The sequence below is a fragment of the Phytohabitans flavus genome (assembly GCF_011764545.1).
Classification (GTDB): Bacteria; Actinomycetota; Actinomycetes; order Mycobacteriales; family Micromonosporaceae; genus Phytohabitans; species Phytohabitans flavus.
Genome location: NZ_AP022870.1, coordinates 7,178,766 through 7,194,023, shown reverse-complemented (window position 1 = coordinate 7,194,023; position 15,258 = coordinate 7,178,766). Strand labels below are relative to the sequence as shown.

The 15,258-nt window shown below is 70.3% G+C and carries 11 protein-coding genes and 2 pseudogenes; 5 read left to right on the top strand and 8 right to left on the bottom strand.

The features are described 5' to 3' along the window. Window positions 1-70 precede the first annotated feature (70 nt). Window positions 71-748, bottom strand: coding sequence for an IclR family transcriptional regulator (locus Pflav_RS31605; RefSeq protein WP_173040477.1), 678 nt, complete (start codon window positions 746-748; stop codon window positions 71-73). 49 nt (window positions 749-797) lie between these two features. Here Pflav_RS31605 and cysS point away from each other — a divergent pair, with 49 nt between their 5' ends. The 3 genes and pseudogenes from cysS (at window position 798) to Pflav_RS31590 (ending at window position 6,062) form a co-directional block, all read left to right on the top strand. Then, on the top strand, window positions 798-2,210 hold the full coding sequence (gene cysS, locus Pflav_RS31600) for a cysteine--tRNA ligase (RefSeq protein WP_173040476.1): 1,413 nt from the start codon (window positions 798-800) through the stop codon (window positions 2,208-2,210). Further along, window positions 2,200-3,314: pseudogene (rlmB, locus tag Pflav_RS31595) on the top strand (23S rRNA (guanosine(2251)-2'-O)-methyltransferase RlmB). The gene cysS and the pseudogene rlmB overlap by 11 nt, the downstream one beginning before the upstream one ends. A 90-nt stretch (window positions 3,315-3,404) precedes the next feature. Then, window positions 3,405-6,062, top strand: a complete 2,658-nt coding sequence (locus Pflav_RS31590; RefSeq protein WP_173040475.1) for an Hsp70 family protein — start codon at window positions 3,405-3,407, stop codon at window positions 6,060-6,062. Between the two features lie 10 nt (window positions 6,063-6,072). Here Pflav_RS31590 and Pflav_RS46475 read toward each other — a convergent pair whose 3' ends face one another. The 7 genes and pseudogenes from Pflav_RS46475 to Pflav_RS31560 all read right to left on the bottom strand — a co-directional run bounded on the left by Pflav_RS46475 (window position 6,073) and on the right by Pflav_RS31560 (window position 12,281). Beyond that, entirely contained in the window at window positions 6,073-6,396 is a 324-nt protein-coding gene (locus Pflav_RS46475) for a hypothetical protein (RefSeq protein ID WP_232072137.1), read from the bottom strand. After that, window positions 6,378-7,358: an ABC transporter substrate-binding protein gene (locus tag Pflav_RS31585; RefSeq protein ID WP_232072764.1), complete on the bottom strand. Its 981-nt coding sequence runs from the start codon at window positions 7,356-7,358 to the stop codon at window positions 6,378-6,380. Before Pflav_RS31585 ends, Pflav_RS46475 begins: the two co-directional genes overlap by 19 nt. Before the next feature lie 99 nt (window positions 7,359-7,457). Then, the gene (locus Pflav_RS31580) at window positions 7,458-7,883 is read right to left on the bottom strand and encodes a hypothetical protein (protein ID WP_173040474.1); all 426 of its coding nucleotides are present in this window, start codon (window positions 7,881-7,883) and stop codon (window positions 7,458-7,460) included. A gap of 187 nt (window positions 7,884-8,070) precedes the next feature. Then, window positions 8,071-8,946, bottom strand: a complete 876-nt coding sequence (locus Pflav_RS31575) for a carbohydrate ABC transporter permease (protein ID WP_173040473.1) — start codon at window positions 8,944-8,946, stop codon at window positions 8,071-8,073. Further along, window positions 8,946-9,929: a carbohydrate ABC transporter permease gene (locus Pflav_RS31570; RefSeq protein WP_415624350.1), complete on the bottom strand. Its 984-nt coding sequence runs from the start codon at window positions 9,927-9,929 to the stop codon at window positions 8,946-8,948. The genes Pflav_RS31575 and Pflav_RS31570 overlap by 1 nt, the downstream gene beginning before the upstream one ends. A 30-nt stretch (window positions 9,930-9,959) precedes the next feature. Continuing rightward, a complete protein-coding gene (locus Pflav_RS31565; protein WP_332107807.1) occupies window positions 9,960-11,198 on the bottom strand; it encodes an ABC transporter substrate-binding protein in 1,239 nt (412 codons plus the stop codon). Between the two features lie 79 nt (window positions 11,199-11,277). Then, a pseudogene (locus Pflav_RS31560) lies at window positions 11,278-12,281 on the bottom strand (LacI family DNA-binding transcriptional regulator). Window positions 12,282-12,514: 233 nt separating this feature from the next. Here Pflav_RS31560 and Pflav_RS31555 point away from each other — a divergent pair. Both Pflav_RS31555 and uxaC read left to right on the top strand, forming a co-directional pair. Continuing rightward, a complete protein-coding gene (locus tag Pflav_RS31555) occupies window positions 12,515-13,837 on the top strand; it encodes a Gfo/Idh/MocA family protein (RefSeq protein WP_173040471.1) in 1,323 nt (440 codons plus the stop codon). A 9-nt stretch (window positions 13,838-13,846) separates the two neighbouring features. Further along, window positions 13,847-15,256 (top strand): glucuronate isomerase, encoded by a 1,410-nt coding sequence (gene uxaC / locus Pflav_RS31550; RefSeq protein WP_173040470.1) that lies wholly within the window; start codon window positions 13,847-13,849, stop codon window positions 15,254-15,256. Window positions 15,257-15,258 lie beyond the last annotated feature (2 nt).

Sequence of the window (15,258 nt, the reverse complement as noted above, 5' to 3'; positions counted from 1 at the left end):
TGGCCTGTTGATCCACAGGGGCCTGTGGACAACTCCACGGTCCTTGGGAAAGCCGGTACGATGCGCCGCCTCAGCTGAGCGCCTCGGCCACCGCCGCCGCGGCCCCGACCACCTGCGGCCCGACCACCTCGGGGTCGAGCGGGCCCAGCGCCACCACCCCGACGCTCGCCTCCAGCCCCTCCAGGCCCAGCACCGGCACCGCCACCCCGTGCGCGCCCGGCTGTAGCTCGCCGGCCGTCGTCACCACGCCCGTGTCGCCCTGCCGCCCGGCGAGGATGGCCCGGCCGGCCGCGCCCCGGTCGAGCGGGTGCCGGGAGCCCGCCCGGTACGCCACGTGGAACGCGGTCCAGCTCGGCTCCACGACCGCCAGCGCGACCGCCTCCCCGCCCTCCGCGATCGTCAGGTGAGCTGTCGCCCCCACGGCCTCGGCCAGCCTCCGTAGTGGCGGCCGCGCGGCGTCGGCGAGCAGTGGTTGGGCGCGGTTGGCCAGGTGCAGCAGGCCGGCGCCGAGCCGCAGCCGCCCCCGCCCGTCGCGGCGTACCATCCCGTGCTCGACAAGCGCGCCCACCAGCCGGTACACGACCGCGCGGCCAACCCCGAGCCGGGCCGCCGCCTCGGTCACGGTCAGCCCGCCGGGCGCCTCGGCGACGAGGAAGAGCAGGCGCAGCCCTCGGTCGAGGGTCTGCGCGGTCTCCGCCACGCGCTCACCCTCACCCCGCTCGCTCGCGGCCGTCCTCGCTTCGCTCACGGGTGTGAGCCTACGGTTACCGGCGTCGCGGGACCGGTACCCTTGTACGGTGACGCTACGCCTGTATGACACCGCCACCAGATCGGTGCGGGACTTTGTCCCGCGTGAGGCCGGCCGGGTGGGGATCTACCTGTGTGGCCTCACCGTGCAGTCCGAGCCGCACATCGGCCACCTTCGCTCCGGTGTCAACTACGACGTGTTGCGCCGGTGGCTGCTGCGCGGTGGCAGCGAGGTGACGTTCATTCGCAACATCACCGACATCGATGACAAGGTGCTCGCCAAGTCGATCGAGTACGGGCGGCCGTTCTGGTCCATCGCGTATGCGAACGAGGTCGTCCTCGCCGCCGCCTACCGCTCGCTCAATGTGCTCCCGCCGACATATGAGCCGCGGGCCACCGGACACGTCCCGGACATGCACCTGTTGATCGAAAATCTGATCGCCACTGGTCATGCGTATGTGGCGGCCGACGACTCCGGCGACGTCTACTTCGACGTGCGCTCCTACCCGGAGTACGGCGCGCTCTCCGGCCAGCACCCCGACGCCATGCAGCACCCCGACGACGGCCCGGAGCGGGCCAAGCGCAACCCCAACGACTTCGCGCTGTGGAAGGGGCAGAAGGCTGGCGAGCCGGTTGACGCCACCTGGCCCTCGCCATGGGGTCGCGGCCGCCCTGGCTGGCACATCGAGTGCTCGGCGATGTGCTGGCGGTACCTCGGCCCGGAGTTCGACATCCACGGCGGCGGGCTCGACCTGACCTTCCCGCACCACGAAAACGAGATCGCCCAGTCCCGCGCGGCCGGCCTGCCGTTCGCCCGGTACTGGGTGCACCACGCGTTGCTCAACCTCGGCGAGGCCAAGATGAGCAAGTCGCTGGGCAACGTCATCGACCTCGACCACGTGACCGCGATGGGCATCCGCCCGATCGAGCTCCGCTACTACCTGCTCGAGTCGCACTACCGCTCGCGGATCGACTACACCGACGAGAGCCTGCGGGAAAAGGCGGTCGCCCTCCGGCGGATCGAGGGCTTCGTCCAGCGCGCCGTCGAGCGGGTCGGCCCCGTACCGGTCGACGACCTGCCCGCCGCGTTCGTGGCAGCGATGGACGACGACCTCAACACATCCGCGGCGCTCGCCAGCCTGCGCGAGGTGGTCCACCACGGCAACACCGCGCTCGACACCAGCGACGACGCGGCGATCCGCGACGCGCTCGCGGCGGTACGCGCGATGCTCGACGTGCTCGGCATCGACCCGCTCGACCCCGCGTGGGGTGATGGCGGGAGCGATCACCTCAAGGAGGTGGTCGACTCCCTCGTCGCGCTCGCGCTCGACCAGCGCACCCAAGCCCGGGCGCGCAAGGACTGGACCGCCGCGGACGCGGTGCGCGACCAGCTCAAACAGGCAGGAATTATGGTGGAGGACACTCCCGCTGGGCCGCGGTGGACGGTCGACGATGGCCGGTAACTCGCAGCGGCGGGGCCGGCGGGTCACGCCGAAGAAGGGCGCGACCGGCGGCTCCGGCGGTAAGAACAGGGCCGGGCTGTCCGGCAAGGGGCGCACGCTCCCAGCCGACGAGCGGCCATGGCACAAGGCGTATTCGGGGACGGAGAAGCTCCCCCAGCGGACCGCGTGGAAGCAGGACAAGGAGCGCCGCGCGGCGGCCGAGGAGGGGCGCGCCCCCAAGATCGGCGCCCCGGGCACCAAGGACACCACGTGGGGTCGGGGCACCCAGGGCATGAAACCGACCAAGCGCGGCGGAGGGGAGGCGGTGGCGTCCCGGGCCGTCCCAAGGTCACCCCGGGCCGCAAGTCCACCCCGACCAAGGGCGCAGCCGAGCTGCTCGTCGGGCGCAACCCCGTCGTCGAGGCCCTGCGCGCGCAGGTGCCGGCCACCGCGCTGTACGTGGCGCTCGGCATCGACGTCGACGACCGGATCAACGAACTGGTCCGTACCGCCGCCGACCGTGGCCTCCCGATCCTGGAGATCAGCCGCGCCGAGCTCGACCGGATGACCGGTGGCGTGCTGCACCAGGGCGTGGGGCTCCAGGTCCCGCCGTACGCGTACGAGCTGTTCGAGGACATGCTGGCCGCGTCCACCGAGGCCGCGTTCCCGCTGCTGGTCGCCCTCGACGGCGTCACCGACCCGCGCAACCTCGGCGCGGTCATCCGCTCGGCGGCCGCGTTCGGCGCGCAGGGTGTCTTCATGCCCGAGCGGCGAGCCGCCAGCATGACCGCGACGGCGTGGCGTACGAGCGCGGGTGCCGCCGCGCGCCTGCCGGTGTCGCAGGTGACCAACCTGACCAGGGCGATCAAGACCTGCCAGAAGGCCGGATTCGTCGTGATCGGCCTCGACGCCGATGGTGAGACTGACCTGTACCACCTGGAGGCCGCCGTCGGTCCAGTGGTGGTCGTGGTTGGCTCCGAGGGGCGGGGCCTGTCCCGGCTCGTCGGCGAGACCTGTGATCTCCGGGTGGGCATCCCGATGGCATCTTCGGTCGAGTCGCTCAACGCGAGCGTCGCGGCCGCCGTGGCACTCGCCGAGATCACCCGCCGCCGTACGGCGGGCTGAGACCCCACGGCCAGCACGCGCGGGGTGGCTGCACGCCCCCCGTAACATGCTGGCCGGGGATCCCCTCACCCCCCGTGAGGAGCGGCAGAGATGGCAGGCCCGGAGGGCGGTTACGCGCTCGGCGTCGACGTCGGTACGTCCAACACCGTTGCCGTCCTACGCTGGCCAGACGGCCGCACCCGCCCCCTCCTCTTCGACGGCCAGCCGATCATGCCGTCGGCCGTCTTTCTCGACGACGCCGGCCTGCATACCGGGCGGGACGCCCAGCGGCTGGCCCAGGGCGACCCATCCCGGTACGAGCCGAACCCGAAGCGCCGGGTCGACGAGCCCAACGTCCTGCTCGGCGGTCGCGAGGTGCCCACCGCCGACCTGCTCGCCGCCGTGCTGGGCACGGTCGCCCGGACCGCGGTGGAGGCGGTCGGCTTCCTGCCGCCGGCCGCCGTGACCCACCCGGCGGCCTGGGGTGCCCGCCGCCGCGACGTGCTCATCGCGGCGATCGCCCGCGCCGGCTGGCCGCCGGTGGGTGACCACGGCACCAAGCTGCTGCCCGAGCCGGTCGCCGCCGCGCGTTATTTCGCCGAGGTGCTGCGCCGGCCCGTACCCGTAGGCGCCTCGCTCGCCGTCTTCGACTTCGGCGGTGGCACGCTCGACATCGCCGTGGTGCGCAACGAGGGCAGCGGGTTCACGGTCATCGGCTCGGGCGGGGTCGCGGAGCTCGGCGGGCTCGACATCGACGCCGCCCTCGCTGAGCACCTCGGCCGCATGCTCGCCCCCGCCTATCCGCAGGCGTGGCAGGTGCTCGCCCAGCCGGCCACCGCCGGCCAGTGGCGTAGCCGCCGGCAGTTCTGGGAGGACGTACGCGGCGCCAAGGAGATGCTTTCCCGGACCGCCGCGGCGCCCGTGCCGGTCCCCGGCATCGACCAGGCTGTGCACCTCACCCGCGAGGAGCTGGAGCAGCTGGTCACCCCGCTGCTGCGCCGCGGTGTCTACGAGGCCGCCGCCGTGATCGGGGCCTGCGGCCTCACCCCAAGCCAGCTCGCCGGGCTCTTCCTGGTCGGCGGCTCGTCCCGGGTACCGCTCGTGGCCCGCCTGCTCCACGCCGACCTCGGCATCGCGCCGACCGTGCTGGAGCAGCCCGAGCTGCCCGTTGCCGAGGGCGCGCTCGCCGAGCTGGCCCCGCGGTCCCGTGCAGTCGCGAGCGTGCCGGCAGTCGCCGCGACAGCGCAGGTGACCGCGCCGCCGTTCGGGCCCGAGACAGCCGTCGCACCGACCAGCGGTCCCGGACTGCCGGTGTCGTCCGTCCCGGTGTCGCCGTCCGGGGCGCCGGTCTCCGGCGTGCCTGGGATGCCCTACTCGCCGGCGCCACCGATCGCGCCCCGGGCGCCGCGGCGTCCGATCTATCGGCGGCCGGTCCTGTGGGTCGCCGCCGCGGTGGTCGCGCTCGCCGGAGTCGTCGCCGCCGCGGCGCTCGTGTTGCTCGGCAACGACGAGGTCGACTTCCAGCCGGTGGCCGAGGTGGACCGGATCGAGTTCCCCGACCCGGCGCCGTACTGGGTGTACACGGACATGGTCGGCGACCGGGCGTACCTGGCGTTCGAGAGCAACAGCAAGCAGCTGGAGATCCTGGCCGTCGAGCCCGCCACGGCGAAGGTGCTCTGGCGGGAGAAGACGTTGAGCACCGCCGACCGGTGGGACGGGATCGCCGCCCTGCCCAACGCCGTGGTGGCGTTCCAGAGCAGCAGCATCCCCAGCACGCAGACCCGCGACATGGCTGTACACGACCCGGCGAACGGGAAGCAGATGTGGCACAGGCTGATCGCCGCCGGCGACACTGTGTACCCGTTCGAGGATGTGCTCGTGCTGGTCGAGGCGAGTGAGCAGCGCCTCATCGGGCTCGATCTGAAGACCGGAAAGACCCGTTGGGAGCATCAGAACCCGGGCAAGGAGCAGGGGCTGACCGGCACGGCGGTGTACCCGGTGCAGACCGTCGCGGACGTCTCCGGCCCGGCGAACGCGGCCGGCCGCCCGTTCGCGCCGGTGACCGACGACGACCAGCGGTTCGTGCAGATCGGCGCCGACCGGTCGGCGACCGTGATCGACGCGCGCGACGGCAAGGAGCTGAAGAAGCGCACGAACGTGGCCAACCCGACCGACGAGGTCGTGGCGTACAACGGGCGGCTGCTGGTGGCCACGGCCGAGTCGGGGTACCGGCTTTCCGGGTACGACCTCGACACCATGGGTGAGCCGGCCAACCTCTACACCGCGCCAAACCCCGACCACCGCCTCGAAGTCCTCACGATGTGCGGCGAGACGAGGGCGTGCCTGCTCGATTCGGTCGGCTCCGACAGCAAGTCGACCTCGGTCGTCGCCATCGACATGGAGAAGGGCGGCGAGCTGTGGCGCAAGCCGGCGCCGGACGCCGACCTGATCGGCCACTTCGGCGAGCAGGTAGTCGCCCGGGCCACGAGCGGGGACAACCAGTTCCGGATCTTCGACCCGGACGGCAACGAGATCCTCAAGCGGGAGGGGGCGGTCGGCCGGGTCGACTCAAGCAACCTGCTCCTCTTCGACGAGATCTCCCCCGCTGCCGACAACTACAGCGTGGCCGGCACGCACGCCGGCTCCGCGGAAGTCATCGAGATGGGTCAGCTGAAGGACGTGAAGAGCGAGACCTGCTCCTGGAACCAGGCGTACATCGTCTGTGGCGGCAGCGAGGACTTCCTAGTCGCCCGCTTCGCCCGGGATTAGGCGGGCCGCGCTACGTGGCCAGCGTGCCGTTCGCCTGGTTCAGAAACTCCTGTGCCGCCAGCCTGGGCGGCTTCTGACCCAGCTGCACGCTCTCCGCGGCCGCTGTCAGCAGCGAACGGATCTTCGAGTGTCCCTTCGGCGGCGGCGCGGGCGCGGCACCGAAGCGCGGTGTGATCGCGTTCTCGAAGTTGATCGTGGCGCGGGCCGTCGGGTCGGTGAGCGACTCACTGACGACCTTCCGCACGTCGGTGTTGGGGCTGAGTCCGCGCTCGGTGCCCAGGATCTTGCCGGCTTCGGGGTCGTTGACCAGGAAGTTCATGATGTCGACGACCACCTCGGGGTGGCGCGTGCCGCGAAACGCCGACCAGTACATCGAGGCGCGCGCCCACTGCCCTTCGGGTCGCCCGGGTACGAGACAAGGGCCAGCTCGTCCTTTGTGTTGCCTTGAAGCTCGGGCAGCTGGTTGGACCACATGAAGCTCGTCGCCGCTCGCCCGGTGGCGACGAGCTGCTTGGTCACGTCGCCGCCGTTGGCCTCCTTGACCACGTCAGGGGCGGGTGCGGCGCCGGTGTCCCGCGCGGTCTGCCACATCTGGAACCACTTGGTCAGGTCGGCCGCGGTGAAGCCCATCTGGCGGCCCGCGTACAGCTCCTTGCCCTGGGCGCGCAGCCACAGCCAGAGCGCCTTGTAGTCGGCCGACGGGTCCATCGTGCCCGCCACCCGGCCGTTGGTGGCCTGCGTGATCTCCGTGGCCCACTCGAAGAGCTGCTCGTACGTCATCCCGACCGTGGGCTCGGGTAGGTCGAGCTCGCGGACCAGGGTGCGGTTGTACACCATCGCCGGCGTGTTCTCGGCACCCGCGACGCCCACCTGGCGCCCGCCGACCTGCCCGTACTTGGCGAGGCTGTCCGGGAGCTTGCTGAGGTTGAGCGCCCCGCTCGCCACGTACGGCGTGAGGTCGAGGGTGACGTTCCGCTCGGCGTACTCGGTCAGGTAGTTGTCGTCGATCTGGAAGAGGTCGGGCCCGTCCGCCCCGGCGGCCTGGGTGGCCAGGTTGTCGTAATAGCCCTGGTTGCCCTGCCAGTGCGTCTTGAACGCGACGTTGGGATGCCGGGCGGTGTAGAGGGCGAGCGCCTGCTCGGTCATCTCGGCCCGCTTCTCGCCGCCCCACCAGTAGATATTGATCTCGACCTTCTGGTCCCGGACCTGGGTGTCGTCCGAGTCGCCGCTGCACCCCGTCGTGGCGAGCAACGCCGCCGCGGCCAGGCACCCGATCGCGCGCATCCCGATAGTCATCCGCACGGATATCGACCTTAGGGTGCGATACCTCCTAGTGGGAGGGCCGTACGGACGACCCGCGAGCAGGGTGTTTACCAGCGGAAACGCCCTGATCACTCACTGTGCCGGCAGGCGCCGGGCAACCGCGTGCATGGCGAAGATGGCGTAGCCGGCGAGCACCGGTACGAGTACCGGAATGATCATCATGCCCAGCGCCGCGACAAGCGCGACCACGCCGGCGCACGCCAGCACCGCGACCGGCCGGCGCTGCCCGGCGGCGAGCGCGGCCCGGGCGGCGGCACGCCAACCCAGGCCACCGGACCGGCCCACCTCGACCACCGTCAGGCCGGCAAGGCCCGCGGCCGCGATCAGGATGAGCAGCGTGGGTACCGCGACGACGACCCCGCCGGGCACCACGCCGCGGGTGATCGCGGCCAGGTTGAGCACGAGCAGCGCCCCGCCGAGCGCGGCCGCGAGCGTGGGCAGGACGCCCGGCAGCAGCCCGCGGGCGAAGCGGCCGAGCGTGACCCGTACCCCGGCCACCGCTCATCCGCGGACCAGTCGTGCACGGCGGCGCTGGCGGCCGCCACCGCCGCGCCAGCCGTGACGACGCCGAGCGAGCCGACCATGACGAGGATGCCGAGCAGGGCCAGGTCGCTGGCGTTGCGGACGGTGTCCCGCCACCCGCCATGCACCATCCGCGGCGGGTCCTCGGTGGTCAATTCGGTGGTCATCCCTTGATTCCGCTCGTGTTGATGCCCTCGACGAGCATCCGCTGGAAGGCGACGAAGAACAGGAACACCGGGAGCAGCGACAACACCGACATCGCGAACATCGGCCCGATCGAGCTCTGCCCGCTGGAGTCGATGAAGAGCGTCATCGCCACCGGCAGCGTGTAGTCCTTCAGGTCGGAGAGGTAGACAAGCTGCCGGAAGAACTCGTTCCAGGTCCAGATGAACGAGAAGATCGCGGTGGTCACCAGCGCCGGGCGGCTGAGCGGCAGGATCACGTACCGGAAGATGCCGAACGCGTTCGCGCCGTCGATCTTGGCGGCCTCGTCCAGCTCGCGCGGGATGCCTCGCATGAACTGCACCATGAGGAAGACGAAGAACGCCTCGGTGGCGAGAAACTGCGGCACCAGCAGAGGTACGTACGGCCAGTCCCCGCCCACCCAGCCGAACTGCTTGAACAGGATGTACTGCGGCACGGTCAGCACGTGCTGCGGCAGCAGAAGTGTGCCGATCATGATGGCGAACCAGAACCCGCGCAGCGGAAACCGCAGCCGCGCGAAGGCGTACGCCGCGACGAGGCACGAGGCCGCGTTTCCGATCACGGTCAGCAGCGCCACCATCGTGCTGTTGAGGAAGAACCGCGCGAAGCTGACGTCGAAGTGGTTCCACCCGTCCGGGTAGTTGCTCGGCGTGAACTCCTGCGGGAAGAGGCCGGTGTTGCTCGCGATCTCCGGCTGCGACTTGAACGACGTACCGACCATCCAGGCGAGCGGATAGAGCACGATGCCGAGGATCGCGATGAGGACGAGCATGCGGACGATCCCGCGCGCGAGTCCGGAGGGGCGGCGGGACACCGCGAGCGTGTGTGTGCCCATCAGCGGTCATCTCCGTCCGAGTAGTGCACCCAGAAGCGCCCGGTCGAAAAGAACACGGCGGTGATGATGCCGATCGCCAGCAGGAACACCCACGCCATCGCCGACGCGTAACCCATCTCGTAGTCGGTGAAGCCCTTGATGTAGAGGTTCAGCGTGTACATCAGGGTGGAGTCGATGGGACCGCCCGTGCCGTTGCTCAGCACGAAGGCGGCGGTGAATCCCTGGAAGCCGTTGATGGTCTCCAGCACCAGGTTGAAGAAGATGACCGGGGACAGCATCGGCAGCGTGACGCTGCGGAACTGGCGGAACCGACCGGCGCCGTCGACCGAGGCAGCCTCGTACAGCTCGGTGGGCACCTGCTTGAGCCCGGCCAGGAAGATCACCATCGGCGCGCCGAACTGCCAGATGGCGAGCACCATCAGGGTCTCCAGCGCCCAGGTAGGGTCGTTGACCCAGGGCTTGCCCTCGATGCCGAAGAGGCCGAGGAAACCGTTGAAGGCACCCTCGCGGTTGAACATGCTCACCCAGACGATGGCCAGCGCGACGCTGCCACCGATGAGCGACGGCAGGTAGAACAGTCCCCGGAAGAGACCGACCCCCCGCCACGCCCGGTTGAGCAGCAGCGCGACGCCGAGCGCGACCGCGAGCTTGAGCGGCACCGCGATCAGCGCGAAGGAGACGGTCACCGTCACCGACCGCCAGTACGACGGGTCGGCGGTGAACATGCGCTCGTAGTTGTCCAGCCCCACCCACTCGACCTCGCTCAGTGGGCTGAGGATGTCGTAGTTGGTGAAGCTGATGTAGAGCGACAGAAGCATCGGCACCGCGGTGACGGCCATCAGACCGAGCAGCCACGGCGACAGGAAGACGTAACCCGCCACTGCCTCGCTACGCCGGCCTCGCCGGGACCCCCGCCGCTTGGCAGGGGTCCCGGTGGCTCGGCTCGCACGCACCGACGGCTGTTCCGCCGTGGTCAACGCCACGAGCGAACTCCTCTCCGTACCTGCGCGGGGCTAACCGAGCTTCGGCTGGACGAGGGCGATCAGATCGGCGGCGGCCTTCTCCGGCGTCGCGCGTCCGAACTGGACGTTCTCCGCGGCCTTCACAAGCTCGGAGCGGAACGTGCTGTGTCCCTTCGGCGGCACCTGCGGAGCCTTGCCGAACTTCGCCGCGAGGTCGTTCTCCACCTGGATCGACAGCTTCATGTTGGCGTCGGTGACCGTGCCGGCGAACGCGGTCCGCAGGTCCATGTTGGACGGAAGGCCGCGGTCGGTGCCGAGGATGTTGACCGCCTGCTGGTCGTTCACCAGGAAGTTGATGACGTCGACGGCGGTGTCCTTCTTGTCGCTGCTGCGGGCCACGCTCCAGTACATGGAGGAACGCGCCCACTGGCCGCTCGGGTCACCCGGGTACGCCACGACGCCCAGCTCGTCCTTGGTGTTCTTCTTCAGCTCCGGCATCTGGTTGGCCCACACCCAGGAGGTGGCCGCCTTGCCGGTGACGACGAGCTGCTTGCTGATGTCGGTGACGTTGCCCTCGTGGATGATGTCGGGCGTCGGGGTGGCGCCCTTGTCGCGCGCGCCCTTCCAGAGCGTGAACCACTTGGCCAGGTCGTCGGCGGAGAAGCCGAGCTCCTTGCCGCTGTACAGGTCCTTGCCCTGCTGGCGGATCCACACCCAGAACGCCTTGTAGTCGGCGCTCGGGTCCTGCGTACCGGGGACCTTGGTCTTCGTAGCGACCTGGGCGGCCCAGTCGATGTGCTGCTCCCAGGTCTGTCCGGTGGTCGGCTCGGGCAGGCCGTTCTTGGTCAGCAGGGTCTTGTTGTACACCAGGCCCTGCGTGTTCTCACCGGCCGAGATGCCGACCAGCTTGCCGTCCACCATGCCGTACTCGACGAGGCTGGGCGGGAACTTGGACACGTCGATCTTGCCGCCCTTGTACTCCGTCAGGTCCGCGGTCACGTTGCGGGTGGCGAAGTCGGCGAGCATGTTGTCGTCGAGCGCGAACAGGTCGGGCACGTCACCGCCGGCGGCGAGCGTGGCCAGCTTGTCGGCGTAGCCCTGGTTGGCCTGCCAGGTCACCTCGAAATCGACGTTCGGGTGCTTGGCCTTGTAGGCGTTGAGCGCGTCCTCGGTCAGCTTGGCGCGGGCCTCGCTGCCCCAGTAGAAGACGGAGAGGCGGACCGGGGCGTTCGGGTCGGAGGTGCTGCCACCGCCCTCGTCGTCGCCACATGCGGCGGCACCGAGGACCAAGGGGACTGCAATGGCTGCCGCGGCGAGTCCGCGGAGCAGGCGGCGTCTGTGCGTACGCGTGCCGGGGTGCATTCTCGGGTCACTCCTTGACAGTGTGCGGTTTGCCCGTTGGTGCTGGGCCTGTCGAGTCGCGGATCACCAGTTCGGTCTGGAGCGTTACCTGTGCGGTGGTACGGCGGTCGTCGCCGTGCTGGAGCAGCATGTCGACGGCCGCCCGCCCGGCGGCCCCGGTGGGATTGGCCACCGTCGTCAGCTTGGGTCGGGTGAGACGGCTCAGCGAGATGTCGTCGATGCCGACGATGCTGATCTCCTCGGGCACCCGTACCCCAGCGAGTCGAGCCCCTCGATGAGGCCGATCGCCATCAAGTCGTTGTAGGCGAGCACGGCGGTGGCGCCGAGGCGGTGCACGTGCTCCGCCTGGCCGATGCCGCCGTGCTCGGTGGGCTGGTTGGGGCCGAGCACGGTGAGCTCGGCGTCGGCGGTGCGGGCCGCGGCCGTGGCGGCGCGGCGGATCTCGCGGCTGGTCCACGAGCCCCGCGGCCCGCCCAGCAGGGCGATGTGGCGGTGCCCGAGACCGGTCAGGTGCTCCACCGCGAGGCGGGCGCCCTGGCCGACGTCCATCACCACGGACGGCAGGCCGGTGACCTGCCGGTTGATGACGACGAGCGGCACCTCGCGGCTGAGCTGCTCGATGAGGCTGTTGCTCATGCGTGGGCTACAGAGCAGCACCCCGTCGACCTGCTTGGCGAGGGCGTGGACGAGCTCCTCCTCGACCGCCGGATCTTCGTTCGTATCGGTGACGAAGATGTGGTAGTCGCGGTGGCGTGCGGCGCTCTCCGCCGCCTTGATCAGGGGCGGGAAGAACGGGTTGGCGATGTCGGCGACGATCAGGCCGATGTTGTGGGTGCGGCCGGTGATGAGCGCCCGGGCGGCCCGGTTGGGGCGGTAGCCCAGATGCTCCGCGCAGGCGAGCACGCGGCTGCGGGTCTCCGGATTGACCAGGTGCGGCGCCGAGAACGTGCGCGACACGGTGGAGATGTGCACTCCCGACGCACGCGCGACGTCGCGGATCGTGGCTGGCACGTGCACTCCTCTCCGTGTGTCGCCCGTCACTCAGGTGGGCCAATTAATGCAAACGGTTGCTCAGGTGTCAACGGGCTTTGATTGCGGGTTCGTTACGACGAGCCCGTTGGAAAGCGCTTGCTTCAAGCGTTGAACGTGACATACATGGACATTTGGTGGTCAGCGTTGACTGCTCAGGGCCTCGCATGGCACCTTGCGTCTGCAAACCTTTGCATATCCAGAGAGGATGCTCGATGCCGGATCAAGCGCCACGGCGGCGTCGCTACGCCCTCGTCGGCACCGGCTCCCGCGCCGAGATGTTCGTCCGGTCGCTGCTGGCCCATCCGGACCACGCCGAGCTCGTCGCGTTCGCCGACGTCAACCAGGCCCGGATGGACGCGCACAACGCGTGGCTGGCCGGCGCCGGCGCGGCCACGGTGCCGACGTACCCGGCCGGCGACTTCGTGACGATGCTCGACAAGGAGCGGGTGGACGTCGCGCTGGTGACCAGCGTCGACCGCACCCACGACGAGTACATCGTGGCCGCGCTCCGGGCCGGGTGTGATGTGGTGACGGAAAAGCCGATGACCACTGACGTGCCCCGATGCGAGCGGATCCTCGAGGCCGTGGCGGAGACCGGGCACCAGGTGACCGTCGCCTTCAACTACCGATACAACCCGTTGCACGAAAAGGTGCGTGAGGTGCTCGCCTCCGGCGAGATCGGTGAGATCGGCTCGGTGCACTTCGAGTGGCTGCTCGACGTGCGGCACGGCGCGGACTACTTCCGGCGCTGGCACCGCGACAAGGCCAACTCCGGCGGCCTGATGGTGCACAAGGCGAGCCACCACTTCGACCTCGTCAACTGGTGGCTCGGGTCGGCGCCGGTCGAGGTCATGGCGTACGGGCGGCTCTTCTTCTACGGCGAGGCGGGGCAACGCCACGGGTACGCCCGCGACTATGCCCGCGCACACGGCGCGGCCGAGGCCGAGAGCGACCCGTTCGCGATCGACCTCGCCGCCAACCCGCACCTGCGCGCGCTCTACCTGGACGCCGAGGCCGAGGACGGGTACCACCGAGACCAGAACGTCTTCGCCCCCGGCGTGACCATCGAGGACGACATGGCGGTGCTGGCCCGCTACACAAACGGCGCCACGATGACCTACCACCTGACGGCGTATTCGCCGTGGGAGGGCTACCGGGTCATGTTCAACGGCAGCCGCGGCCGGCTTGAGCTGCACGTGGTGGAAAACGACTTTGTCAGTCCGGCCGGGGCGAAGGGCGTCAAGGGCGCTGTGCACGGGGTCGAGGCGGCGGTCGAGGAGGGCTCGGCCCGGATCACCGTGCACCCGTTCTGGGAGCGGCCGCGCGAGGTGCCCGTACCTGGACACACGCGCGAAGGCCACGGAGGTGCGGACGCCCGCATGACCGCGGTGCTGTTCGGCGGTGAAAATGACCCTATGGGCCGGGAGGCCAGTGCCCGCGACGGCGCGTTGGCGCTGCTCACCGGCCTGGCCGCCAACCGTTCTTTCGAGACTGGACAGCCGGTCCAGGTCGCCGACCTGCTCACCCTGGGATAGGAGCCCGACGTGACCCGAGCCGACCTGCTCTTCCCGTCCGAGCCCACGCAGCGAGCCATCGCCCGCGAGCTGTACGCCCAGGCGAAGGACCAGCCGATCATCTCGCCGCACGGGCACGTCGACCCCGCCATCCTCGCCGACGACGCGCCGTTCCCCGACCCCGCCCAGCTGATCATCTGCCCCGACCACTACGTCACGCGGATGCTGCTGAGCCAGGGCGTCTCGCCGGCCTCGCTGGGCGTACCCACGCTGGACGGCGAGCCGTACGAGACGGACGGGCGGGCGATCTGGCGGCGATTCGCCGAGCACTGGCGCCTCTTCCGGGGCACTCCCTCGCGGCTGTGGCTGGAGGAGACGTTCCGCGAGGTCTTTGGCGTGACCACCGCGTTCGGGCCGGACACGGCCGACGAGGTGTACGACGCGATCGCCGCGAGGCTGGCCGAGCCGGAGTTCCGCCCGCGGGCGCTCTTCGAGCGGTTCAACATCGAGGTGCTGGCCACCACCGAGTCGCCGCTGGACGATCTGGGCCGGCACGCCAAGCTCGCCGCCGACGGCTGGGGCGGTCCGGGCGGCCGGGTCATCACGACATTCCGCCCGGACAACGTGGTCGACCCCGAGTTCGAAAACTGGGCCGGCAATGTCGCCAAGCTCGCCGAGATGACCGGTGAGGACACCGCCACGTACCGCGGCTATCTCGCCGCGCTGCGCAAGCGGCGGGAGGCGTTCATCGCCGCCGGCGCCACCTCCTCCGACCACGGTCACCTGACCGCCCGCACGCTCGTGCTGGACGAGAGCGAGGCGACCGCGCTCTTCGAGGCGCACCTGCGCGGCGACGGCGACCCGGACAAGGCCGAGGCGTTCCGGGCGCACATGCTCGTCGAGCTGGCCCGGATGTCCATCGAGGACGGTCTGGTGATGCAGCTGCACCCGGGCGCGGTGCGCAACCACAACCGCTGGCTGTACGGCAAGCACGGGCGCGACGTGGGTGGCGACGTCCCGCAGGCCACCGACTACGTGCACGGCCTCGAGCCGCTGCTGTCCGCGTACGGGAACGACCCGCGGCTGCGCCTTGTCGTGTACACGCTGGACGAGGACACGTTCACCCGGGAGCTGGCCCCGCTGGCCGGCGGCTACGCGGCCATGTACCTCGGCGCGCCCTGGTGGTTCCTCGACTCGCCCGAGGTGCTGCGCCGCTTCCGCGAGTCCGTCACCGAGAGCGCCGGCTTCTACAACACCGCCGGCTTCGTCGACGACACCCGGGCGTTCTGCTCGATCCCCGTGCGGCACGACGTCGCCCGCCGGATCGACGCCGGCTTCCTCGCCCGGCTGGTGGCCGAGCACCGCCTGCCGCTGGACGAGGCGGCCGAGACGATAGTCGACCTGGCCTACCGACTGCCCAAGGGGATCTTCCGACTGTGAAT

What these genes read in the sequence shown, in the direction of transcription:
- Pflav_RS31590 (WP_173040475.1), top strand. Translation starts at nt 3,405, where the DNA reads ATGGCAGGCCCGGAGGGCGGTTACGCGCTCGGCGTCGACGTCGGTACG.
- Pflav_RS31555 (WP_173040471.1), top strand. Translation starts at nt 12,515, where the DNA reads ATGCCGGATCAAGCGCCACGGCGGCGTCGCTACGCCCTCGTCGGCACC.
- Pflav_RS31575 (WP_173040473.1), bottom strand. Translation starts at nt 8,946, where the DNA reads ATGGGCACACACACGCTCGCGGTGTCCCGCCGCCCCTCCGGACTCGCG.
- Pflav_RS31585 (WP_232072764.1), bottom strand. Translation starts at nt 7,358, where the DNA reads ATGACTATCGGGATGCGCGCGATCGGGTGCCTGGCCGCGGCGGCGTTG.